The sequence below is a fragment of the Hymenobacter sp. R533113 genome, assembly GCF_056835965.1.
The window spans coordinates 165,456-187,760 of the sequence record NZ_JAKWBD010000011.1; the positions used below are offsets into that span (position 1 = coordinate 165,456).

Annotated in this window: 21 protein-coding genes; 18 read left to right on the forward strand and 3 right to left on the reverse strand. The window is 54.8% G+C overall.

Going from position 1 to position 22,305, the window contains the following annotated elements; genetic code table 11:
* Positions 1-61 precede the first annotated feature (61 nt).
* The 6 genes from MKZ35_RS07800 to MKZ35_RS07825 all read left to right on the forward strand — a co-directional run bounded on the left by MKZ35_RS07800 (position 62) and on the right by MKZ35_RS07825 (position 7,640).
* Complete coding sequence (locus tag MKZ35_RS07800) at positions 62-1,183, forward strand: imelysin family protein (protein ID WP_482512668.1); 1,122 nt, start codon at positions 62-64, stop codon at positions 1,181-1,183.
* The gene (locus MKZ35_RS07805; RefSeq protein ID WP_482512669.1) at positions 1,183-2,550 is read left to right on the forward strand and encodes an HTTM domain-containing protein; all 1,368 of its coding nucleotides are present in this window, start codon (positions 1,183-1,185) and stop codon (positions 2,548-2,550) included. Before MKZ35_RS07800 ends, MKZ35_RS07805 begins: the two co-directional genes overlap by 1 nt.
* Positions 2,528-4,975 (forward strand): TonB-dependent receptor domain-containing protein, encoded by a 2,448-nt coding sequence (locus MKZ35_RS07810; RefSeq protein WP_482512670.1) that lies wholly within the window; start codon positions 2,528-2,530, stop codon positions 4,973-4,975. The genes MKZ35_RS07805 and MKZ35_RS07810 overlap by 23 nt, the downstream gene beginning before the upstream one ends.
* Positions 4,976-5,060: 85 nt before the next feature.
* Positions 5,061-6,260, forward strand: coding sequence for a PepSY-associated TM helix domain-containing protein (locus MKZ35_RS07815; protein ID WP_482512671.1), 1,200 nt, complete (start codon positions 5,061-5,063; stop codon positions 6,258-6,260).
* A 126-nt stretch (positions 6,261-6,386) separates the two neighbouring features.
* Positions 6,387-6,842 carry an ankyrin repeat domain-containing protein gene (locus tag MKZ35_RS07820; RefSeq protein ID WP_482512672.1) on the forward strand — a complete coding sequence of 152 codons (456 nt, stop codon included), beginning with the start codon at positions 6,387-6,389 and terminating at the stop codon, positions 6,840-6,842.
* Between the two features lie 324 nt (positions 6,843-7,166).
* The gene (locus MKZ35_RS07825; protein WP_482512673.1) at positions 7,167-7,640 is read left to right on the forward strand and encodes a lipocalin-like domain-containing protein; all 474 of its coding nucleotides are present in this window, start codon (positions 7,167-7,169) and stop codon (positions 7,638-7,640) included.
* Between the two features lie 175 nt (positions 7,641-7,815).
* Here MKZ35_RS07825 and dnaB read toward each other — a convergent pair whose 3' ends face one another.
* On the reverse strand, positions 7,816-9,348 hold the full coding sequence (dnaB, locus tag MKZ35_RS07830) for a replicative DNA helicase (protein ID WP_482512837.1): 1,533 nt from the start codon (positions 9,346-9,348) through the stop codon (positions 7,816-7,818).
* 419 nt (positions 9,349-9,767) lie between these two features.
* Here dnaB and MKZ35_RS07835 point away from each other — a divergent pair, with 419 nt between their 5' ends.
* Positions 9,768-11,153 carry a UDP-N-acetylmuramate--L-alanine ligase gene (locus MKZ35_RS07835; protein ID WP_482512674.1) on the forward strand — a complete coding sequence of 462 codons (1,386 nt, stop codon included), beginning with the start codon at positions 9,768-9,770 and terminating at the stop codon, positions 11,151-11,153.
* Between the two features lie 150 nt (positions 11,154-11,303).
* Here the strand turns inward: MKZ35_RS07835 and MKZ35_RS07840 are convergent, their stop codons facing one another.
* Positions 11,304-11,867, reverse strand: coding sequence for a hypothetical protein (locus tag MKZ35_RS07840; RefSeq protein ID WP_482512675.1), 564 nt, complete (start codon positions 11,865-11,867; stop codon positions 11,304-11,306).
* Positions 11,868-11,891: 24 nt separating this feature from the next.
* Complete coding sequence (locus tag MKZ35_RS07845) at positions 11,892-12,689, reverse strand: M48 family metallopeptidase (protein ID WP_482512676.1); 798 nt, start codon at positions 12,687-12,689, stop codon at positions 11,892-11,894.
* 304 nt (positions 12,690-12,993) lie between these two features.
* Here MKZ35_RS07845 and MKZ35_RS07850 point away from each other — a divergent pair, with 304 nt between their 5' ends.
* The 11 genes from MKZ35_RS07850 to MKZ35_RS07900 all read left to right on the forward strand — a co-directional run bounded on the left by MKZ35_RS07850 (position 12,994) and on the right by MKZ35_RS07900 (position 22,257).
* Positions 12,994-13,608, forward strand: coding sequence for a fumarylacetoacetate hydrolase family protein (locus MKZ35_RS07850; protein WP_482512677.1), 615 nt, complete (start codon positions 12,994-12,996; stop codon positions 13,606-13,608).
* Complete coding sequence (locus MKZ35_RS07855; protein ID WP_482512678.1) at positions 13,592-14,500, forward strand: M23 family metallopeptidase; 909 nt, start codon at positions 13,592-13,594, stop codon at positions 14,498-14,500. The genes MKZ35_RS07850 and MKZ35_RS07855 overlap by 17 nt, the downstream gene beginning before the upstream one ends.
* Complete coding sequence (locus MKZ35_RS07860) at positions 14,473-15,654, forward strand: hypothetical protein (RefSeq protein WP_482512679.1); 1,182 nt, start codon at positions 14,473-14,475, stop codon at positions 15,652-15,654. Before MKZ35_RS07855 ends, MKZ35_RS07860 begins: the two co-directional genes overlap by 28 nt.
* A 102-nt stretch (positions 15,655-15,756) precedes the next feature.
* The gene (locus MKZ35_RS07865) at positions 15,757-16,317 is read left to right on the forward strand and encodes a lipocalin family protein (RefSeq protein ID WP_482512680.1); all 561 of its coding nucleotides are present in this window, start codon (positions 15,757-15,759) and stop codon (positions 16,315-16,317) included.
* Between the two features lie 12 nt (positions 16,318-16,329).
* Positions 16,330-16,782 carry a thioredoxin-dependent thiol peroxidase gene (gene bcp, locus MKZ35_RS07870; protein ID WP_482512681.1) on the forward strand — a complete coding sequence of 151 codons (453 nt, stop codon included), beginning with the start codon at positions 16,330-16,332 and terminating at the stop codon, positions 16,780-16,782.
* Between the two features lie 43 nt (positions 16,783-16,825).
* Positions 16,826-17,725, forward strand: a complete 900-nt coding sequence (locus MKZ35_RS07875) for a transketolase (RefSeq protein ID WP_482512682.1) — start codon at positions 16,826-16,828, stop codon at positions 17,723-17,725.
* A 149-nt stretch (positions 17,726-17,874) separates the two neighbouring features.
* Positions 17,875-19,275 carry a vWA domain-containing protein gene (locus MKZ35_RS07880; protein ID WP_482512683.1) on the forward strand — a complete coding sequence of 467 codons (1,401 nt, stop codon included), beginning with the start codon at positions 17,875-17,877 and terminating at the stop codon, positions 19,273-19,275.
* 101 nt (positions 19,276-19,376) lie between these two features.
* Entirely contained in the window at positions 19,377-19,736 is a 360-nt protein-coding gene (locus MKZ35_RS07885; protein WP_482512684.1) for an endonuclease domain-containing protein, read from the forward strand.
* Between the two features lie 231 nt (positions 19,737-19,967).
* Positions 19,968-20,930, forward strand: a complete 963-nt coding sequence (locus tag MKZ35_RS07890) for a transketolase family protein (protein WP_482512685.1) — start codon at positions 19,968-19,970, stop codon at positions 20,928-20,930.
* Positions 20,931-21,044: 114 nt separating this feature from the next.
* A complete protein-coding gene (locus MKZ35_RS07895; protein WP_482512686.1) occupies positions 21,045-21,770 on the forward strand; it encodes a DUF481 domain-containing protein in 726 nt (241 codons plus the stop codon).
* Between the two features lie 115 nt (positions 21,771-21,885).
* Positions 21,886-22,257, forward strand: a complete 372-nt coding sequence (locus MKZ35_RS07900) for a hypothetical protein (RefSeq protein WP_482512687.1) — start codon at positions 21,886-21,888, stop codon at positions 22,255-22,257.
* Positions 22,258-22,305: the final 48 nt, after the last annotated feature.

The window sequence follows — 22,305 nt, forward strand, 5'->3', positions numbered from 1 at the left end:
CTACAGCTACCGCCTTGAGCAGCAAGCTGCTTAAGGCGGTTTGGCAATAACAACCGGCCCGATGAAAAAGACGCTCATTTCTGCCCTCTCCCTCCTGCTCATGGCCTGGGTAATGCTCAGCTGCCAAAAAGACCCCGGCAGCGACACCCCGGAGCCTACCGTTAGCACCACGCCCGACCGCAAAGCCCTGCTCACGCAGTGGGCCGACAGCCTGGTGAAGCCCGGCTATCAGCGCTTCAACGATAAGTTGGCGGCCCTGAAAACCAAGACCACCGCCTTCACAGCCGCGCCCACTACGGCCGGCCTGCTGGACGCGCGCCAGGCCTGGCAGCAAGCTTACGTGGAGTGGCAGAAAGTGGAAATGTTTGAGTTTGGCCCCGCCGAAACCGTGAGCCTGCGCAACCACTTCAACATCTACCCCACCGATGCCGCCGGCATCCGCCAGAACATCAGCTCTGGCACGTACAACTTCGACCTGGCCACGGCCATTCCTCAGCAAGGCTTTCCGGCCCTGGATTATCTGCTCAACGGGCTGGCAGCCGATGATGCGGCCATCGTGCAGCAGTATGCCACCTCCGCTAACCACCGCCGCTACCTCACGGATGTAGTCGCCAAAATGGATGAGAAATTCGGTAAGGTATCCGCCGAGTGGAACGGCTCTTATCGCAACACCTTCATCAACAACGCCGGCACCGACGCCAGCAGCTCCCTGTCGCGGGTAGTCAATGCTTACTCCCTGTATTTCGAACGCTACCTGCGGGCGGGCAAAGTAGGTATTCCAGCCGGCACGATGACGGGTAACCCCGCTCCCGACAAGATTGAAGCCTTTTACTTCCGCGGAGCTCTGCCCGTAGAGTTGGCCACGACGGCTCACGCGGCGGTTCAGCAGTTTTTCAATGGCCGCAGCGCCAGTCAGCCTTCCCTGAAAGCTTACCTCAATGCTCTGGGGGCCAAAGACAGCCGCACCAACCAGGCCCTGAGTGACATTATTAACGCTCAGCTCAGCGTATCGTACCAGAAGCTGGGCTCCCTGAGCCCCGACTTGTACGCCACCGTGCGCAGCCGCAATGCCGACGCGGTGGCCTCGTATAACGAGATGCAGAAGGCCGTGCGCATGATCAAAGTAGACATGACCTCAGCCCTGGGTATCACCGTCACTTACGTCGACAACGACGGCGACTAATGCTGGGCCACCACCTGCAGCGCTACTTGCATACGTATACCTCAGCGGCTCCGCTGGCTACGTTCCGGTTGGCTTTTGGCCTGCTGGTACTGGCCAGCGTAGTTCGTTTTTGGAGTAAAGGCTGGATTGCGGAGCTGTATCTGAAGCCCAAGCTTTTCTTTTCGTACTACGGCTTTGAGTGGGTAAAGCCCCTGGGGCCACTCACGTATGGGCTGTTTGCGGTGTGCGGCCTTTGCGCCTTGCTGGTAGCCGTGGGCTGGTGGTACCGCCCGGCGGCCATCGGGCTGTTTCTGAGCTTTACTTATATAGAGCTCATGGACAAAAGCACTTACCTGAATCACTATTATTTTGTGAGTCTGGTGGCGCTGCTGCTCATTGTGCTGCCCGCGGGCTGCTACTTTTCCCTGGATGCCTACCGTCACCCCGGCCGCTGGCACGACCAGGTTCCCCGCTGGACCGTGGACGCCCTGCGCCTATTGCTGGGCATCGTGTATTTCTACGCCGGTCTGGCCAAGCTAAACTCCGATTGGCTGCTTGAGGCCATGCCGTTGCGCATCTGGCTGCCCGCCAAAAACGACTTACCCCTGCTCGGCTTTCTGTTCAGCTACCCCTGGGTGGCCTACGCTTTCAGCTGGTTCGGCGCTTTCTACGACCTGACGGTGCCGTTTTTTCTGCTCAACCGCTTCACCCGGCCCTATGCCTACGCGGCCGTGGTTGTGTTTCATGTGCTTACGGCCGTGCTCTTTCCCATCGGTATGTTCCCGTACGTGATGATAGTGGCCGCGCTGATTTTCTTCCCGGCTGCCGCGCACGAGCGGGCTTTGCAACTCCTGCGCCGCGTGCTCCGCTTGCCCATTTTTGCCCCCCACGCCGCCGCGCCGCTGATTTACCGGCCTGCGGCCCGTCAGCTGCTACTTATTGGGCTGGGGGGCTTTTTTGTAGTGCAGCTGCTCTTGCCGTTTCGCTATTTCCTTTATCCTAATGAGCTGTTCTGGACGGAGGAAGGCTACCGTTTTTCTTGGCGGGTAATGCTTATGGAGAAGATGGGCCAGGTGCAATTTAAGGTCGTGGACGGCGCCACGGGCCGGGCCCGCTTAGTGAACAACGATGAGCACCTGAGCGTGCTGCAGGAAAAAATGCTGGCTACCCAGCCCGACATGATGGTGCAGTTTGCCCACTACCTGCGCGACTATTACGCCCGCCAGGGCATACACCGCCCTCAGGTGTACGCCGATGCCTACGTGAGCCTGAACGGGCGCTTGGGCAAATCTTATATTGACCCCACCGTAGACTTGGCCCGCGAAACCGACACCTGGCGGTCCAAGCCCTGGATTTTACCTTTCGATGATGCGATTAGCGGTTTATAGTTTTTGGCTGCTCGTAGCTAGCGTGCTGTTCCAGCATCCCGCCCTTGCCCAACGCCTCACGCTCAGCGGCCTGGTGCGGGAAGCAAGCACCGGCCAGCCCGTAGCAGGGTGCGAAGTATACCTGAAAGGCTCCCGTCAGATTGCCCGCACCGACAGCGCCGGCTTGTTCACAGTGCCTAACTTGGCGCCGGGTCGCCAGCTGCTGCAGTTTTCTTCCATCAGCCACGAGCCGCTCAGAGTTGAGGTAAGCCTGACCCAAAACCTGGGCCTTCAGGAGTTTACCCTGACGCGGCGCGAGCGGACCCTGAATGAAGTGGTGGTATCTGCCCCCCAGAGCCGGTTTGGCCAAACCCGCCTGCGAGAAGTGGAGGGCACCGCCATTTTCGCGGCCAAGAAGTCGGAAGTCATCATCCCCGACAACCTGGTAGCTAACCTGGCTACCAACAACGCCCGACAGGTGTACGCGCGCGTGGCGGGCCTCAACATCTGGGAAAATGACCAAGGTGGCCTGCAATTAAGCATCGGGGGCCGCGGCCTCGACCCCAATCGCACGGCCAACTTCAACGTGCGCCAGAACGGCTACGACATCTCGGCCGATGCCCTGGGCTACCCGGAAAGCTATTATACCCCGCCCATCGAGGCCGTTAAGCGCATCCAGCTGGTGCGCGGCGCGGCCTCCTTGCAGTACGGCACTCAGTTCGGCGGCCTGATAAATTTTGAGCTGCGCGCTCCCGAAACCGACAAGACAGTGGCCGTCACGTCGCAGCAAACGGTGGGTTCCTACGGTTTTTTCAACTCCTTTAATAGCGTGAGCGGCACGGTGAAGAAGCTGAGCTACTACACCTTCGCCCAGTACAAGCGCGGCGACGGATGGCGGCCCAACTCCCCTTTCGACAGCAAAACCGCCTACGCCGACCTGCGCTACCAATTCACCGAAAACCTCAAAGTGGGCGCCCAGGTAACTCACATGGACTACCTGGCCCAGCAGCCCGGCGGCCTGAGCGACCAGCAGTTTGCCCGCGACCCGCGCCAGTCGAACCGGGAGCGGAACTGGTTTGAGGTGAATTGGAACCTGTTCAACGTCTCGGCCGATTGGAAGCTGAACCCGCGCGCTAATATTAACCTGACCACCTTCGGCCTGCTGGCCACGCGCAAGTCTCTGGGTTTCCGGCCCAACCGCGTCGACACCAACGACAACGACGAGCTGGGCCGCGACTTGATTACCGGCGACTTCCGCAACGTTGGTCTTGAAGCTCGCTACCTCAACCGCTACGCGCTGGGGGGCAAAAATGGCGTGCTGCTGCTGGGTACGCGCTACTACCGGGGCTATAACCATAGTGTCCAGGGCTTTGGCCCCGCCGGCCGCGGCGCCGATTTTCGCTTCGTGGAACCCAGCGCGCTTTCCACTTCCAGCTACTCCGACTACCGCTTTCCCAACCACAACGTCGCCCTATTCGCCGAGAATATTCTGTACCTCAACGACCAGGTTTCGATTACGCCCGGCTTGCGCTACGAGTATATCCGCACCCGCGCCAACGGCTTTTATGGCGTGGTAGATCGGGACTTGGCCGGCAACATTAGCGAGGTAACGCGCCAGGATGAGCAGCGCACCAGCCCGCGCGGCTTCCTGCTGGGCGGCATCGGGGTGAGCTACAAGCCCCAGGAAGAGCGCGAGTTCTACGCCAATATCTCGCAGAACTACCGCTCCATTACCTTCAGCGACATGCGCATCGCTAATCCTTCGGCCGTTATCGACCCTAACCTCCAGGACGAGCGCGGCTTCTCGGCCGACGCCGGCCTGCGTGGGGAGCAGGGCCAGTGGCTTACCTATGATGTCAGCCTGTTTGCCCTCAACTACGGCAACCGCATCGGCGAGGTGCAGACCTACGACGAGAACGACCGAGTGTTGCGCCGCCGCGGCAACATCGGCCGCGCCCTGATTCTGGGCATAGAGTCCTACGCCGAGGCCGACGTGCTGCGCCTGTGGCAGCCTCCAGCCGGGCGCTGGTCTTGGTCAACGTTTGGTAACGTAGCCCTGATTCGCGGCCGCTATACTGCCAGCGAAATAACCGGCGTACGAGGCAACCAGGTAGAGTTTGTGCCCAATCTGAACCTGAAAGCCGGCACGCGGGCGGGCTATGGTCCCCTGAAGGCCTCTTTTCAGTACACCTACCTTTCTGATCAGTTTACCGACGCCACGAATGCCACCGACGGCGGCGTATCGGCCGTGGTGGGCCTCATCCCGGCCTATCACGTCCTGGATGCCTCTTTGTCGTGGGAGCATCGCTGGCTGAAGCTGGAAGGCAGCGTAAACAATCTGACCAATAATATCTACTTTACCCGCCGCGCCACTGGCTACCCCGGCCCCGGCATTCTCCCCTCGGACGGCCGCAGCTACTTCCTCACCGTGGGAGTAAAGTGGTGAAATTTGCCCCCCACACTCCTACGGCTGCCCAAATCATTTCCGCTTCACAGCTCGCTCTGTTACTAAGCTTGAATCTCCCAACGTCATGAAGGTCTTCTTCCGCACTATTCACCTCTATCTCAGCCTGGCTTCCGGGCTGGTGATTGCCGTGCTCTGCCTTACCGGCGCGATACTGGTTTTTGAGAAAGAGCTGGAACAAGCCTGGCATCCCGAGCGCTACTTCGTAGCCGCGCCCAGCTCGCAGACGCGCCTGTCGCTTCAGCAAGTGACCGAGGCGGTGCAAGCTACAGTGCCCCACGCTACCGTCACCGGCCTGAAAGTATTCGCCGACCCCAGCCGCATGGTAGAGGCCAGCTTAACTATCCAAGAACCCAGCGCAGAGGGCCCAACCACGTCGGGGGGCAAATCTGGGGCGTCCCAGGCTGCCGGCAAACCCAAAGGCGGTGAAGGCGGCAGTCCTAAGTACTTTGTCAACCCTTACTCCGGGCAGGTAATTGGCCCCTACGTGTACCGCGACACGTTTTTCTACACCGTGTTTGCCCTGCACCGGGGCATGGTGGCCGGCGCGGCAGGCAAGCTCGTGGTGGGTGTGAGCACTTTGTTTTTCCTCTTTATTATCGGGACTGGGCTGGTGCTGTGGTGGCCGGCTACGGGCAAGGTGCTACGGCAGCGCCTTTCCGTAAAGTGGGATGCCAGCTGGAAGCGCCTCAATCATGATCTGCACATCGTGCTTGGGTTTTATAGCGCGCTATTTTTATTCGTATTCGCTTTTACGGGCCTGGCCTGGTCATTCGAGTGGTTCAACAAGGGCATATTTACGCTTACCAACTCGGAGATGAAGGGCCCCGAGCCGCCGAAGTCCGTAGCTGCCCCCGCCGATATACGCCTGACTTACGACGCGGCCTACGCCATAGCGCGTCAGCAACTGCCGACGGCGCAAAACTTCAGTATTCAGTTGCCCAAAGACTCCGCCGAGGCAGTGCGCGTAGTTATGCTGCCGCAAAATGCCCCCCACGAGTCAGCCAATGATGAACTATACCTAGATCAGTATAGTGGGCAAGTTTTGGGTAAGCTCGCCTTCCAAGATCGTAACCTGGGCCAACGGGTACGACGTACCTTTAAGCCAGTGCACACAGGAGCCCTTTTTGGGCTGCCTTCCAAAATTATTGCCTTAATAGTGTGCGTGCTGGGCGTTACGTTCCCTATTACCGGCGTTATTCTCTGGCTTAACCGATTGAAAAAGGAGAAAAAGAAGCAGCAAAAACAGGTAGCCACAGTCGGCTAAGTACAACTTATTCCGAAGTCGTGGTAAAAGACGACTTCGGAATAAGTTGTTAATAAAAGCTGGTGATAGAAAGAATGCGATATTGTACTTTTACGCAATATCGCATTCTTTCTATCACCCTTTCTTATGAAAAAGATTACCTTCTTTTGCTTGTTTTTAATGAGTTTGAGCTATGTTTCAGCGGCTCAGGATAAAAGCAAGGAGTTATATACTGCGGTTTTGAAAAATAATACCGCAGCCGTCGAAACCTTGCTAAAAGCAGGCGCCGATCCTAACCACGTCATTGAAGTAGTGCCTGGTTTTCCTACTAGCTATTTAATTGTGGCGGCTACGAATAATAATGTGACCATCGTAAAATTGCTGCTTCAGTCTAAGGCGAAAATCAACTGGCGCGACGCTTTTCAAGCAACCGCTCTTCATTACGCGGCCGGGAAAGGCGGTAAAGAACTCATTGAGTTGATGTTAGCCAGCGGCGCTGATTTACAGGCAAAAGATGAGGACGGTAACACAGCCCTTACCAGCGCCAAAGCCAGCGGTAATAAAGAAGCTATTACTCTGCTTGAGCCGAAAGTTAAATCGTAATATTATTATATACTAGATATAAGTATGCTACTACATCTCTGAAATGAGGTAATGGCAGACTTTCTTGATTTAAAAATTAGCGGACCTTAAATAAATATTAACAAAATACAATTGACATAATTTTATAGCTCCATTTTATCCTGCTTTTGGTGCAGTATACAAAGGTGGTTTCTATATTTGTAGTCAGGATACATGAGTAATTACACTTCTTCAAGGTAATTCAACTACTTTCAACCCTTTTCGCGCCTTTGCGCATCCTCCTAAATTCTTAGCTATACGGCTTATCTCTACGCGTTCTTTTCTATTCACCTTTCTATCTTTTCAATGACTAAAGTACGTCTGCTTACGGCCCTTTCGTTGGGTACCATGCTGTTTGCCTCTTGCGAAAAGCAGCTAGAAGAATCTCCTACTCCCCGGGCCACAGCTCAGTCTTCGACGGATGCTAACCTGGCCGGCGACTGGCAGCTAGTAGCCCATAAAGGCATTGTGCCAACTCCAACTGATGTTAGAACCACGAACATCTTCATGATGCTTGACGAGTGCAGCAAGGATGACAAGCTACACTTTGAAGCAACGGGTGAATTGACGAAGTTGGAAGGCGCTAACGTCTGCGATAAGGATTCTAAAACGCCCGCTAAGCCCGGCACCTGGGCGCTCAGCGCCGACAAGAAAGCACTGACCCTTAATCTGGGTGAAGCCAAGGAATACCAGATTACCTCGCTGACTGCCTCCGCGCTTAAGCTGCGTAGCGTAGCGAAAGCCGGGGAGCCTTACACCGAACTAGAATACGCCCGCTAATTCCAGCCTGCATATCTTCATAAAAAGTGGCTGCCTTTGAAAAGGGGCAGCCACTTTTTATGTGTATCAGAACCTTCTGTGATAGCGTCGACTCAAAAAAAAGCAGAGTGCCCAACAGTTAGTCTTTGGTAGACTAAGTGTTGGGCACTCTGCTTTTGATATAGTATTCCGTTTCTTAGAAAGGCGGGTCGTCATTCCCAAAATTACTTTTGGGAAAAGGTACGGGGCTGGCTCCGTCGTTAATTTTACTCCCCAGCCGTATAGTATTGGGAGCAAAGCTGCTAGGGTCTTCATCGAAGGTGCTGGCGGGGAAAGCGCCAGTGTTGAAGCCACCTGCGTCACCGCCGAAGCCCGCACCGTCTAGGTCTGCAAACTTGGTGAAGCGGCCAATAAACTTGAGTTGTACGGTTTCGAGAGAGCCATTCCGGTGCTTGGCAATAATAACTTCGCCGGTACCTTGGGTGGGGTTACCCATTTCATCCTCCGTAATCTTGTAGTATTCAGGCCGGTAGAGGAAGATAACCATGTCAGCATCCTGCTCGATAGAGCCTGATTCACGAAGGTCACTAAGCTGGGGCTTCTTGTCGCCGCCACGGGTTTCTACCGAGCGCGAAAGCTGCGACAGCGCGATAACCGGAATATTCAGCTCCTTGGCAATCCCCTTCAATGCCCGCGAAATACTGGCAATTTCCTGTTCGCGGTTGCCAGCGCCCTTGCCTCCATCAGTGTTACCCGTCATTAGCTGCAGGTAGTCAATGATGACCATCTGAATGTCGTGGTGGGCCTTAAGTCGGCGGCATTTGGTACGCAACTCCCGGATACTTAGCGCCGGGGTATCATCGATATAAATCGGGGCATTGGAGAGGCCCGTAATTTTTGTATTGAGCTGGGTCCACTCATAGTCAGCTAAGTTGCCCTTCTTAATCTTCTCCGAATCCAGCTCTGCTTCGGCCGAAATCAGACGATTAACGAGCTGAATGGACGACATCTCCAACGAGAAAATAGCTACTGGCTTCTTGTGGTCTACGGCAGCATTACGCATCGCGGATACCACGAAAGCAGTTTTACCCATACCTGGCCGAGCCGCAATAATCACTAAATCAGATGGTTGCCAGCCACTGGTTACGCGGTCCAGGGCCGAGAAGCCGCTAGGTACGCCCGTGAGGCCGTCTTTCTGCTGGGCTTTTTCCTCCAACTCCTTGATAGCCTTGCCCATCAGGCTGCGCATATCATCGAAATTCTTGCGGATGTTCGACTCCGACACTTCAAACAGGGCCTGCTCGGTCTGATCGAGCAGGTTGAATACGTCGGTGGTATCCTCGAAAGCGTCGCGGTGGATGGTAGAGGCAATATTGATTAGCTCCCGCTTGATAGCGTTTTCGGTGATAATGCGAGCGTGATACTCAATGTTAGCCGCCGAGTTAACCTTGAAGGTGAGGTTGGCAACGTAGTGATGGCCGCCAGCGGGCTCTAGTTCGCCCATCTCCCTCAATTCCTGAACAACCGTCAGAATATCAATCGGCTCAGACTTATCAAACAGATTCAGAATAGCCTTAAAAATGCGCTGGTTCTTATCATCGTAGAAGCTTTGGGGCTTCAGGATGTCGATAACCGTAGTCAGCGCGTCTTTTTCGAGCATAAGCGCGCCGAGCACCGCCGCCTCCAGCTCGCGGGCCTGGGGAGGCAGCTTGCCCGCCGGTCCGGTCATGGATAAAGCGGCAGGACGCCCAGCAAGGGCAGCGACGCCCCGCGAGGCCTGCAACTTTACGCGCTCATTCATCTGGTCGTTCATCACTGGGTATTGTACAAGGTAGTTAGCTTTGGAAGGTTTTGGTTCGCAACCCTTACAATTTATTGTTGCTCACCCTCTCGCTGTCAACCGTCTTTTTATGCTCAAAGGGGTGTAAATCTAGGGGCAGATTTTCAGAATTAGCAGACGGAAAAGTGGTTTCTTTTCGCTATCTGATCTTACTAAAAAATACGGGCTTTGCCCTTACAACAGGTGAGGTGCTGAGTCAGCCCAAAACCAACTAAGTACCGTAACGACCGAGGATCAACTTCTAGTTGGGGCTAGTACCTTTGCCAAGCGGCTTTCCGCCGTTTTATTCTTGCTTTATCACTCTAGAAATGCCCCCCACGCCCACCGCGCTTCACCATCTTCACCTGATTGCCATCGGGGGAAGCATTATGCATAACCTAGCACTGGCGCTACATCACCGTGGCGCCCAGGTCACCGGCTCCGACGACGAAATCTTCGAGCCCGCTCACGGTCGCCTGGCTGCCGCCGGAATTTTGCCCCCCAGCGAGGGTTGGTTCCCGGAAAAGATAACCGCTGATTTGGATGCCGTGATTGTGGGTATGCACGCGCGGGCCGACAACCCCGAGTTGCTGCGCGCCCAGGAACTTGGGCTGCGCATCTATTCGTTTCCGGAGTTCATCTACGAAGCTTCCCGCGATAAGCAGCGGGTAGTTATTGGCGGCAGTCATGGCAAAACCAGCATCACGTCGCTCATTCTGCATGTGCTGCGCCACCACGGCCGCAAGTTCGACTATGCCGTAGGTGCCCAGCTGGAAGGGTTTGACCTGATGGTGCAGCTAACGGAGGACGCGCCGATTATTATTATTGAAGGCGACGAATATCTTTCGTCACCAATTGATCGGCGGCCGAAGTTCCACTTATACCAGCACCACATCGGGGTTATTTCGGGTATTAGCTGGGACCACATCAATGTATTCCCCACGGAGGAAGACTACCGCGAGCAGTTCCGCATTTTTGCCGAGATGACGCCCAAAGCCGGCGTGCTCATCTACGACCGCGACGACGAGCAGGTGCAGCTGGTGAGCGTGCCCACTGACCCGGACGTGAAGTACATCGGCTACGGCCCGCACGAGCATGTGGTGCGCGACGGCAAAACCTTTTTGCTCACCAAGAAAGACGACGAGATTCCGATTCAGATCTTTGGCGACCATAACCTGCGCAACATTTCGGCTGCCAAAGAGGTCTGCAAGCAGTTGGGAATCAAGGGCAAGGACTTTTTTGAGGCGCTGGCTACCTTCAAAGGCGCTGCGCGCCGCCTGGAGCTGGTGCGCGCCGGTCACGACTCGGTTGTGTATAAGGACTTCGCGCACGCTCCCTCTAAGCTCAAAGCCACGGCGGCAGCCCTGAAAAAGCAGTTTCCAAAACGCCGCCTAGTGGCGTGCCTGGAGCTACACACGTTCAGCAGCCTTAACCCGGCCTTTCTGCCCCAGTACGCCCATACCTTCGATGCGCCTGATGTTGCCGTGGTGTACTTCAATCCGCAGGTGCTGGCTCACAAACGCCTCCCCGATTTGCCCCCCGAGCAAGTTACCGCCGCCTTCCAACGCTCTGACCTGCGCGTATTTACTGACAGCCGCGCCCTGGCCGCCTTCCTGCACGAGCAGAATTGGGCTGACGCAAATTTGCTGATGATGTCGTCGGGCACATTTGATGGACTGGATTTGGCGAAGCTGGCAGAGGCCGTAACCCAATAATCTAAGGTTAGTAGCCACAAATAGAAAAGGGCCGCTACGTAGCGGCCCTTTTCTATTTGTCTTTAGTCGGTTTTTTCTCCGGGCGCTTGTCTGTGGTTAGCAGCAAGGCTAAGGCGGTCAGGGTGAGGCGAATAATCCACTTGCGGCTCATCAGCGGGGAAAGAAGTTGTTATTGCTTTCTACCTCCATGTCGCAGCGGCTGCCACCGGTATTCTCTTCGCACTCAGTGCCAGTAATGCGGTTTTTCTCGAAGGAGAAATAACAGAACGTACATCCCACGCTCGTCACGATGTAGCGCTCGGCATTGGAACGCAGGTACAAGCTATTGTCCGTGGAGGTTTCCAATGGAATTGCCATGGCGCGGTACATGCCGTTGCGCAGCCCCATACCCACCAGATAATAAGTAGCCTTGTCTTTGGGACTGTCCTGCACCTTGCGAATAGAAGTTTTATCAACGACGGTACCATCACTGAACTGCCGGATAAAACCCGTAGCCAGCTGTGCGCGGGGTATCACGTACTCTACTCTACCTTCTATTACCCGTCCTACCAGCTTGCTGCTCACTTCCAACTGCCGTCGTTCCAGATCAGTACCGTCCGCAGCATTGATTTCGGGAATGCCGCGCTTACTGGTTTCGCAGGCTGCCAGCGAGGCCAGCAGCACAACGAGTAAGGGCAACACACGCCGCACTAGGGACTGGGGGGCAAAGTTCATTTGATGCAGACAGTAGCGACGGGATTAGCGCGCTTGATAATACTTACGCGCCTCCGGGAGCAGGCTTTGAATGTCGCTGATGCGCGTTTCGTTGGAGGGGTGCGTGGAGAGAAATTCGGGTGGCGATGCCCCATTATCCCGAGCAGCCATGCGCTGCCAGAAGCCAACGGCTCCGTCGGGATTGTAGCCCGCCATGGCCATAAAGATAAGGCCCAATCGATCAGCTTCCGATTCCTGGTTACGGCCGTAGCGTAGAAGTCCCAGCTGCGAGCCCACGCCAAACGCTTGCAGCGCTACTTGTTGGGTGGTAGCGGAGTTGGTTGAAAGAGCCGCCCCCAAGGCCTGACCGCCGAGCTGCTGCACCAGACCCTGGCTCATGCGCTCACTGCCGTGCTTGGCTACGGCGTGCGCTATTTCGTGGGCCATTACTACGGCAAGGCCGTTTTCGTCTTGGGTAATGGGCAGAATACCGGTATAAACGGCCGTTTTGCCCCCCGGCATTGCCCAGGCATTTTGCTGTGCATCGTCCTGAATGAGATTGAACTCCCAGGCATAGCCAGCTAATTGATCCTGAGCATTTTGCTGCCGAAAGTACGTTTCCACGGCTTGCTGAATGCGCTGCCCTACCCGTCGGACCATGGCCGTTTGGGTAGAGTTTGTAGAAAGCTTGCTTTGGCTGATTACCTCGCGGTATTGCTGGGCAGCCAGGGTATTTATCTCGGCATCAGATACCAGACTAAGCTGGCGACGACCCGTAATTGGAACGGTGGAGCAGCCTACTGCCACGAGTAAGCAGCTGGCTAGAAGAAACTTTCTAAACATGACAATGATGTTATCTTGAAATAAAATGGCACTTAACTACCATCACATGTAGCATTTATAAGGCCAAACTGCCTTACAGCCTAGCTTTGGTAGCTCCTCACTATACGAAAGCGCCGGGGGTAAATGTTTACTGTTTGCAACCTGGCTATGGGAGGTGCTAAGCCGCATGGGGCCTTATTTATTTCCTATCCCACAGAAATAGCCCTAATTTTGGCTGCACACGTTTGCGGCTTTGGGGCCATTTATTTTCAGGGCAGACCAAAGGCTGACAGACTAAGCTGAAGTCATTAAGCATCATACATAAATGAAAATACTCTGCATCGGCCGCAACTATGCCGAACATATAGCTGAGCTTAAGAACGAAACGCCCGACGAGCCCGTCATCTTTGCCAAGCCTGATACGGCTTTGTTGCAGCGGAATCAGCCCTTTTTCTACCCCGATTTCTCGCAGGATATTCACCACGAGATTGAGCTGGTGATGCGTATCTGTAAGAACGGAAAGAACATAGAGCCTCGGTTTGCCTCCAACTATTTTGATGCTATCGGTTTAGGTATTGATTTCACGGCCCGCGACCTGCAAAGCAAAGCCAAAGCCAAGGGCCTGCCTTGGGAGCTGGCGAAGGGCTTTGATGGCTCGGCCCCGCTTTCTGCCACGTTTAAGCCAGTAGCTGAGTTTGCTGATTTAGCCAGTATCAACTTCCGGCTGGAGGTGAACGGTGAGGTTCGGCAGCAAGGCAACTCCGGCATGATGCTGCACGATTTCGCGGCCCAGATTGCTTACATATCCCGCTTCATTACCCTAAAAATGGGTGATTTGATATTCACCGGCACGCCCAGCGGAGTGGGGCCCGTGCAAATTGGCGACCGCCTGGAAGGCTATATAGAGAACGAAAAGCTGTTGGATGTTGCTGTTAAGTAAAGGGTTGAAAATTGTGCAGTATCAAGTACGAGTCGTTAGTAAACTAGTAAAGCTGAGTGGATTAAGCGTGGTGGCCGGGGCCGCAGCCTTAGCAGTTATGAGTCTGCGGCCCGTCCCGTTTAAGGAGCCGGCTGCGCCCCACCGCTCCGCTCCGGCGACGCCCACAGCCAAGGCCAGCCGACTTATTACTCCGCTAGATAGCGTGCCGGCCGGCTACTTCATGTTTCCCATTAAGCCGGGCAAGCCTAACTTTTTGACGGGCAGCATGGGTGAGATTCGCGCCAACCACTTCCATGGTGGGCTTGATATCAAAACCGATGGCCGCATTGGCTTGCCAGTGTACGCCGCCGCCGATGGCTACATATCGCGGCTGAAGCAATCGGCGTTTGGTTATGGCAATGTGCTGTACATCACGCACCCCAACGGGCTGACGACGGTATATGGTCACCTCAACCGCTTCGAGGGGCCGGTGGCTGACTTTCTGCGCCAGCAGCAATACGCCAAGCAAACTTTTGAGCTGGAGCTGTATCCGACGAAGAACCAATTCGTGGTAAAGCGCGGCGAGATTGTGGCCATGTCGGGTAACACGGGCGGCTCGGGCGGCCCGCACTTGCACTGGGAAGTGCGTGATGGGGAAGATCGGCAGCTGAATCCGTTGCGTTTTGGGGGATTTCCTGAGATTCAGGACCATGTGGCGCCCACCCTGCAAGCCTTTGCCGTGGAGCCGCTCAGCATTGATGCGCGCGTATTGGGCCGCTTTGATAAGGCGGTTTTTATCCCAAAAAAGCCCCCACGCCTTCAGTTCCCGGCGCGCCCTACGCCTACCCCGATACCATTGCGGCTTTCGGGACCGTGGGTTTGCTGGTGCAGGGCTTCGACCGGTTCGATTTAGCCTCCAACCGCAATGGGCTGCAACGCGTGGAAGTGCGCGTAAACGGGCAGCCGCATTATCGCCATACTATTGACGCCGTTCCCTTCAGCGACTCCCGGCAGATTTCGCAGCACATTGACTATCAGTGGCAACAAACCAACGGCCGCACGTTAGAGAAGCTGTTCGTGGACGATGGCAACACGCTCCCGATTTATAGTACGAACGGCACTAAGGGCAAGCTGCGGGTAGAAGAAGGCTTGCTGTATACCATTGAAGTGCGCCTGAGCGACTCCTATGGTAACACAACACCCTTCACGTTTGTGCTGCGCGGTCAGAAGCCGGTTTACTATAAGACACGCAATGCGGCCGTGCGCAAGGCAACCCTGCGCTACGATATCAACCGCAACATTCTCAAAGTAGTGGCCACCGACCCGGATACCAGCCGCCAGGGGGCAAATATTATGCTGATGCGCGGCAACCGCCGCCTGGAAGTAGTGCCGAGCTACACGGTGCAAAGCGAGAATGTGTACCTCTACGATTTGCGCGCCGGCCTACCCGATTCCATTCGCTTCGGGCAGCTTACCAAGCCCTTCGAGCCTCAAGCCCTTATTCCGGCCGCTTCGGAACAGGCATTTGCCAACGGACTTCAAAATCTGGTTTTCTCTCCTCTTACGCTGTTCGATACCTTGTATCTGCAAAACAGCTACAAAGACGGGCTTTGGACAATTCATAATGCGCGCACGCCGTTGTTTAAGCCGCTGCAAGCTACCCTGAAGCCGCCCGTAGCCGTAGCCGACAAAACTCGCTCGGCAGTGTATATGATTAATTACAAAGGCGCCCGCATCTATCAAGGAGGTAAATGGGATGGCGAGCAGATTACGTTTCCGGTGAAAACGTTCGGCTCCTTTCGCATTCTGACCGATACGCTTGCTCCTACTGCGCGGCTGGTGCGCAAGTCGCCGGCGGGCCTCACCTTTATGGTGGCCGACAATCTTTCGGGGCTGAGCAGCTACCGCCTGCTGATAAACGGGCAATGGCGCATGCTGCGCTATGAATACAAAAGCGCTACCTTATTCACTGATCCGCAGGATAAAACAGTGCCCCTCACAGGTGAGGCGGAGCTGCGCCTAACCGACCAAGCCGGCAACGAAAAAATTCTCCAGTTTAAGATCTAACAAGCGGCTGGCACCAGTCGGCTGGGGGGCAAAACGTCCGTCATGCTGAGCCTGTCGGACGTTTCTAACTAAGCACCATCTACCAAGCATCAACACCAACCTATGAAAACCCGCCGCCCTATTCTTTTCGCTGCCGCCGCAACCGTTACTGTAGCAGCAGCGAGCCTGGTTTATTCGCGAAATCGCCGCCAGGCACCGCTGGCCGTAGCTGAGCACGTTGACTTATCGCGCTACATGGGCGTGTGGTATGAAATTGCCCGTCTGCCCACCCGTTTCGAGAAAGGTTGCCAGCACGTGACAGCCGAGTATACCCTGCGCCCCGATGGGAAGGTGACCGTGATAAACAGCTGTCGTAAGAATAGCCCAACGGGCCCGTTGGAAATAGCGCGCGGTGTAGCTCGCGTAGTGGATTCTAAGACTAACGCTAAGCTCAAGGTTAGCTTTTTCTGGCCTTTCGAGGGCGACTACTGGATTCTGGACCTCGACCCTGAGTACCAATATGCGCTGGTGGGGGAACCTGGCCGCGAAAACCTGTGGCTGCTGAGCCGCACGCCTCAATTGGCGCAGCCCATGCGCGAGCAGCTGATTGCCGTGGCGCAAGCCGCTGGCTTTCCGGTGGAAAAGCTCATCTTCACGCCTCAACCTGCGGCCAACTTACCTTAATATTTGCCCCCCATGTCCCTTCAGCCCGGCGACCCCGCCCCCGATTTCGAAGCCCTTGACCAAAACGGCAACCTCATCCGCCTTCAGGATCTACGCGGCCAGAAAGTAGCTCTTTACTTTTATCCCAAAGATGATACCTCGGGCTGTACGGCTCAGGCCTGCAATCTGCGCGACAACCAAGCTGAGCTGCGCGCAGCCGGTATTAAGGTGCTGGGCGTCAGCATCGACGGAGAAAAGTCGCACCAGAAGTTTGCCACTAAATACGACCTGCCCTTCCCCCTGCTGGTAGATGAGGACAAGAAAATAGTGGAAGCCTACGGCGTATGGCAGGAAAAATCGATGTACGGCCGTAAGTACATGGGCACCATGCGCTACACCTTCCTGATTGATGAGCAGGGCAACATGGAAAAGGTGATTACAAAAGTGGACACCAAAAATCACGCAGCTCAACTGCTTGGCGCATAATTACACCGCTTATCTTCGCTCCAAACCTTCTAAGAACTCACAGATGTCGCAGTCCAGCCCCGCCAACGTACAGACCGAAAACCCGCCCGCCCAGCGCGAAAGAAGCATTACTGAGCTAAAACAGATTGCCGCGCAGGTACGCCGCGACATCGTGCGCATGGTTCATGCCGTAAACTCGGGCCACCCCGGCGGCTCGCTGGGCTGCACCGATTTGCTGGTGGCGCTGTATTTCCGCATCATGAAGCACAATCCTAATTTCTCGATGGAAGGCCACGATGAGGATTTATTCTTTCTGTCGAACGGGCATATTTCGCCGGTGTTTTACTCCGTGTTGGCGCGTTCGGGCTACTTCCCGGTGAGCGAGTTGGCCACCTTCCGTAAGCTCAACTCGCGCTTGCAGGGCCACCCTGCTACGGAAGAAGGCCTGCCCGGCGTGCGCATAGCTTCGGGTTCGTTGGGTCAGGGGCTGAGTGTAGCCGTGGGGGCTGCTCAAGCCAAAAAACTTAACAAAGACGACCGCACGGTGTATGTGCTCATGGGCGACGGGGAGCTGAACGAAGGCCAGATATGGGAAGCAGCACTTTATGCTCCCCACCGCCAGGTAGACAACCTGATTGCCATTGTGGACCGCAACGGCCAGCAAATTGATGGCGCTACCAAGGAGATTATGAACCTGGGCAGCTTGCGCGCCAAGTTCGAAGCCTTCGGCTGGCGCGTACTCGAAACCGACGGCAACGACCTTGAAAAGCTCATTGCTACGCTGGAAGAAGCGCGTCAGCTACTCGGTCAGGGCCAGCCCGTGATGGTACTGATGGACACGCAGATGGGCGCAGGCGTTGACTTCATGATGGGCTCGCACAAGTGGCATGGCGTGGCACCAAACGATGAGCAACTGGAGAAGGCCTTGCAGCAATTGCTGGTAGGGGAAGCCAGCGACTACTAAAGCCGAGCCGCAGACTTGGCTTTATAACTTTGAACGTCATGCAGAGCGCAGCGAAGCATCTCGCGTGTTTAGTGGGAATACTAACCTCACTATCGCTGGCGAGATGCTTCGCTGCGCTCAGCATGACGTCCCAAGTTATCTACCTGTTTATGAACCACCTCAGACGCCTGCGCGGATCACTGCTGGGGGGCATTTTGTTGCTCATCACTCCGCTGTGTGCTCAAAATTTGCCCCCCACGAAGCCCCGCACTACCCGCATCCTGTTTTTGCTCGATGCCTCGGGCAGTATGGGAGCCGTATGGGAAGGCCGGCCGCGCATGGAAGTAGCTAAGAGCCTATTAGCCAAGATGGTGGATTCGCTTAATACTTACCCAAATCTGGAATTGGGACTGCGCGTGTATGGCCATCAGTACGGTCGGGAGGAAAATAACTGCCAGGACTCGCGCTTGGAAGTAGCTTTTGCAGCTAAGAATGCGAAGGCCATCAAGGCCAAATTGCAGACCCTGCAACCGCGTGGTAATACGCCCATTACGTATTCGCTGCTGCAATCGGCCAATGACTTTCCGGCCGATAAAACGGCTCGTAACGTGCTCATTCTTATCACTGATGGTCTCGAATCCTGCCAGGGTGATCCGTGCGCTACGTCGCTGGCTTTGCAGCGCAAGCATATCTTTCTGAAGCCTTTTGTCATTGGCATTGGAGCCGAAAAAGAGTTTGGCAAGCAGCTCGAATGCCTGGGCCAATATTACAATGCGGCTGATGTAAAAACCTTCCGCTCGGTGCTGGACAATGTTATTACCCAAACGCTGCAAAAAACCACCGTTCGGGTGAACCTGACCGACGCCGAGGGTAAGCCTGTGGAAAGCAATGTGAACATGACCTTCGTTAACAGCGCCACTGGTCAGCCTGAATACAACTACGTGCATTACCGCGACGCCCAAGGCCAGCCCGACGTGCTCGACATCGACGCCCTCCAGTCCTACGACCTCCTAATCAATACAGTACCTCCCGTACGTCAGGCCAACTTAAAAATCAAGCCTGGCCAAGCTAACTTACTCACTTACAAGACGCCGCAGGGCACTCTTCGCCTGCAAGGACCAAACATGACGCCTAACCCCTATGGCACGGTTCAGGCGGTAGTGCGGGCGCAGGGTGAGGCAACGACGGTCGTGGCATTGCCTTTTGGGAGTCGGCAGAAGCTGCTGGGGGGCAATTATGAAGTAGAAGTACTCACGCTGCCGCGCATCATTCGCCGTGTCACGATCAAGCAAGGACAGGAGACAATGATTACGTATCCAGCCCCTGGCATCCTAAATATTGTCACGGATCTGACAGGCTACGGCAGCATCTACCAGCTCAACGATGACGAATCGCAAACCTGGATTTATAACCTTCCCGAAACCACCAGCAAAATCAACCTGACCATGCAGCCGGGCGCCTACCGCTTGGTATTTCGCACCAAAACATCTACCGGCAGCCAGTTTACGGACGTGCGGAATTTCACCATTCGCAGCGGCCAGACAACTTCGGTGAGTATGTTTGGGAAATGATAGAACGAGCAACTCCCCTCCTTACCAAGGAGGGGACGTTTCAGCGAAGCTGAAACTGGGGTGGTTGTGGCGTTGAACAAAGCATCTGAACAACTAACCGCATGACTAAACTCTACAACCTCACCCATAAAAAAGAAGAACGCAGCACTCTACGGGCCAATCTCACGCCCGCCGAGGCTAAATTATGGTCTGTGCTCAAATCAGCCCAACTGCACAATCGCAAATTTCGTCGTCAGTACAGCGTTGGTGAATATATTATTGATTTTTACTGCCCCAAAGAAAAATTAGCCGTTGAGTTGGATGGCGCAGGACATTTCACGGTGTCTGGTAATTTACACGATGCGGCGCGTACGGCTTTTCTCAATAGCATAGGTATTCGGGTGTTGCGATTTGAAAACAAAGTAATTTGGTCGGATCTGGAAAGTGTATTACACACTATTGCGAGTCATTTTAATAGCTGATGTTACGCAGTGAATCGCTCAAGATGCAGGAAAGAAGCTTTTGCTGCTTAAGAGAAGACTGTTTCCAGGTAATCAACCAATGCGGTGCGTAACATCAGTTAATAGTGTTCGACGAAAGCATAGTAGCTTCGTTCAACGCCACAACCACCCCAGTTTCAGCTTCGCTGAAACGTCCCCTCCTTGGTAAGGAGGGGAGCTTGTCGTTCTAATGCTCCATTTTACATCTCCTTCATGAAAGACTTTCCCTACTCCGAGTCCAAAGACACGCGCTCCGGCTTCGGCGCCGGCCTACACGAACTGGGCAAAACCAACGAGAACGTAGTAGCGCTTTGCGCCGACCTCACAGGCTCGCTCAAAATGGACGCGTTTAAAAAAGACTTTCCCGAGCGCTTCTTCCAGGTAGGTATTGCGGAGGCCAATATGATGAGTATGGCGGCGGGCATGACCATAGGGGGCAAAATTCCGTTTACGGGCACCTTCGCCAACTTCAGCACCGGCCGCGTGTATGACCAGATTCGGCAGAGCATTGCCTATTCGGGTAAGAACGTGAAGATCTGTGCTTCCCACGCCGGCGTTACGCTGGGTGAAGACGGTGCTACCCACCAAATTCTGGAAGACCTGGGCATGATGCGAATGCTGCCCCACATGACCGTTATCAACCCCTGCGACTACAACCAGACCAAGGCTGCGACCATCGCCATTGCCGACTACGAAGGCCCGGTGTACTTGCGCTTCGGCCGGCCTGTGGTGCCCAACTTTACCCCGGCCGACCAGCAATTTGAAATTGGTAAAGCCGTAATGCTCAATGAGGGTGCCGATGTAAGCATTTTTGCTACTGGCCATCTCGTTTGGAAAGCTATCCTGGCGGGCAAGCTTCTGGCCGAAAAAGGCATTGATGCCGAAATCATCAACATCCACACCATCAAGCCTCTGGATGCGGCTGCGATTCTCCAATCGGCGCGCAAAACGCGGTGTGTAGTGTCGGCAGAGGAGCATCAGATGAACGGCGGCCTCGGTGACAGCATCGCCCAGCTGCTCGCCCGCGAAGAGCCGCTTCCCCTGGAAATGGTAGCCGTCAACGACTCTTTCGGCGAGAGCGGCACCCCCGATCAACTTATGGAGAAATACGGCCTGATGGAAAACGACATCGTGGCGGCCGTAGAACGGGTTATGGCCCGCAAGCAGCAGCGCTAACCCTCTGAATCATACTAAAATAGTCCGGTGTCCTCGTGGCGTCGGACTATTTTATTTGCCTCCAACCAATGGGAGCGGTAAGGAATGCAGGCCATTGGTTTTTCTCTCTTTATTATGCGCTTTTTACTCCTTCTTCTCGTGTTGCTGGCGTGCTCCGCCCAGGCCCAGGATTTGCCCCCCGACACCACCCTAATCGTGTACACCGGCCAGTTGACGGGCGCTTATAGTGCGGGTGGCGTAAACCGCGCTCTGCTTTCTACGGCCCACACCGCCACCTTCACCCGCGGCGAGCATATCGGTCTGCCTTTAAGCGGCAGCTTTATTTATGGTAAGCAAGATCGTCTTCTTAAGGAGCGCGAGCTACTGCTGAACGTGACACCTTACTACCGCCTTGACCGCTTCCGCTTCTACGGTATCGGTGGCTTCGAGCGCAGCAATCTGCGCGGCATCGACCGGCGGGTGCAGCTGGGCGCCGGGCCGGGCTGGGCTTTTTATTCCGATTCGCTGGGACGAGAAGTGTCGGTGAGCAATCTGATTATCCGCGAGTCAACCAACTTTCAGAATGGTACCGAGCGCGTAACAGCCCGTAATTCTGCCCGACTGAAAATCGCTTATTCACACAGTATACTTACGCTGAGCGCCCTTACGTATTATCAGCCTTCACTGGATGATTTCGCCGATTATCGTTTCAGCAACCTCACGACGCTGGCCCTCAAGCTCACGCGCCGCCTGGCCGTCAACTTCACTTACAACTACACCCACGAAAGCCGGGTAATCGAAGGGCGATTTAATGATAATACGAACGTGACTTTGGGGGTTTCCTACGCGACGAATAAGTAGTCCAGCGACCCGGCAGTTTCGTGTATTAGATACACCTGCGCCCCACTCGTTGCTTTTTACTCCGCGTATTCCTCCGCACACAAAACATGAAACTTCTATAGCGTCCTACTAACGTTTGAGTATTGCTGCAGGCAGGGGATTCATTGCTCGTCAAGCCCCGGAACTGAAGCTGATTGAAAAACTAAAGTACAAGATAACAACAAAAAGCCAAATAGATGTTCGTCCGCCGGAACCGCTGCTGATAGCGAACTGCTGCCGATTGTTTCAACGTCAAGCCCTGCATGCTGCAATACTTTTGTTAGCGGCTGGCGTTGGTCTGCCGAAGTTTAAACGCTGCCATAGCTTCTCTGGCTCTTTCCAAATATTTTTGTCTGTCAGCCTGATACTGTTCAGACAACTTTTCTCTTACCTGCCGCATGTAGGCCACTGCATGGAACTCTTTGTCTGCTGTTTTATTCCCTATCTGTTGCATAAGTTACTTCTTTAGGCGTTCTAATGTCGATTGTCTGAAAGCCAAATTTAAGATTTATTGAGT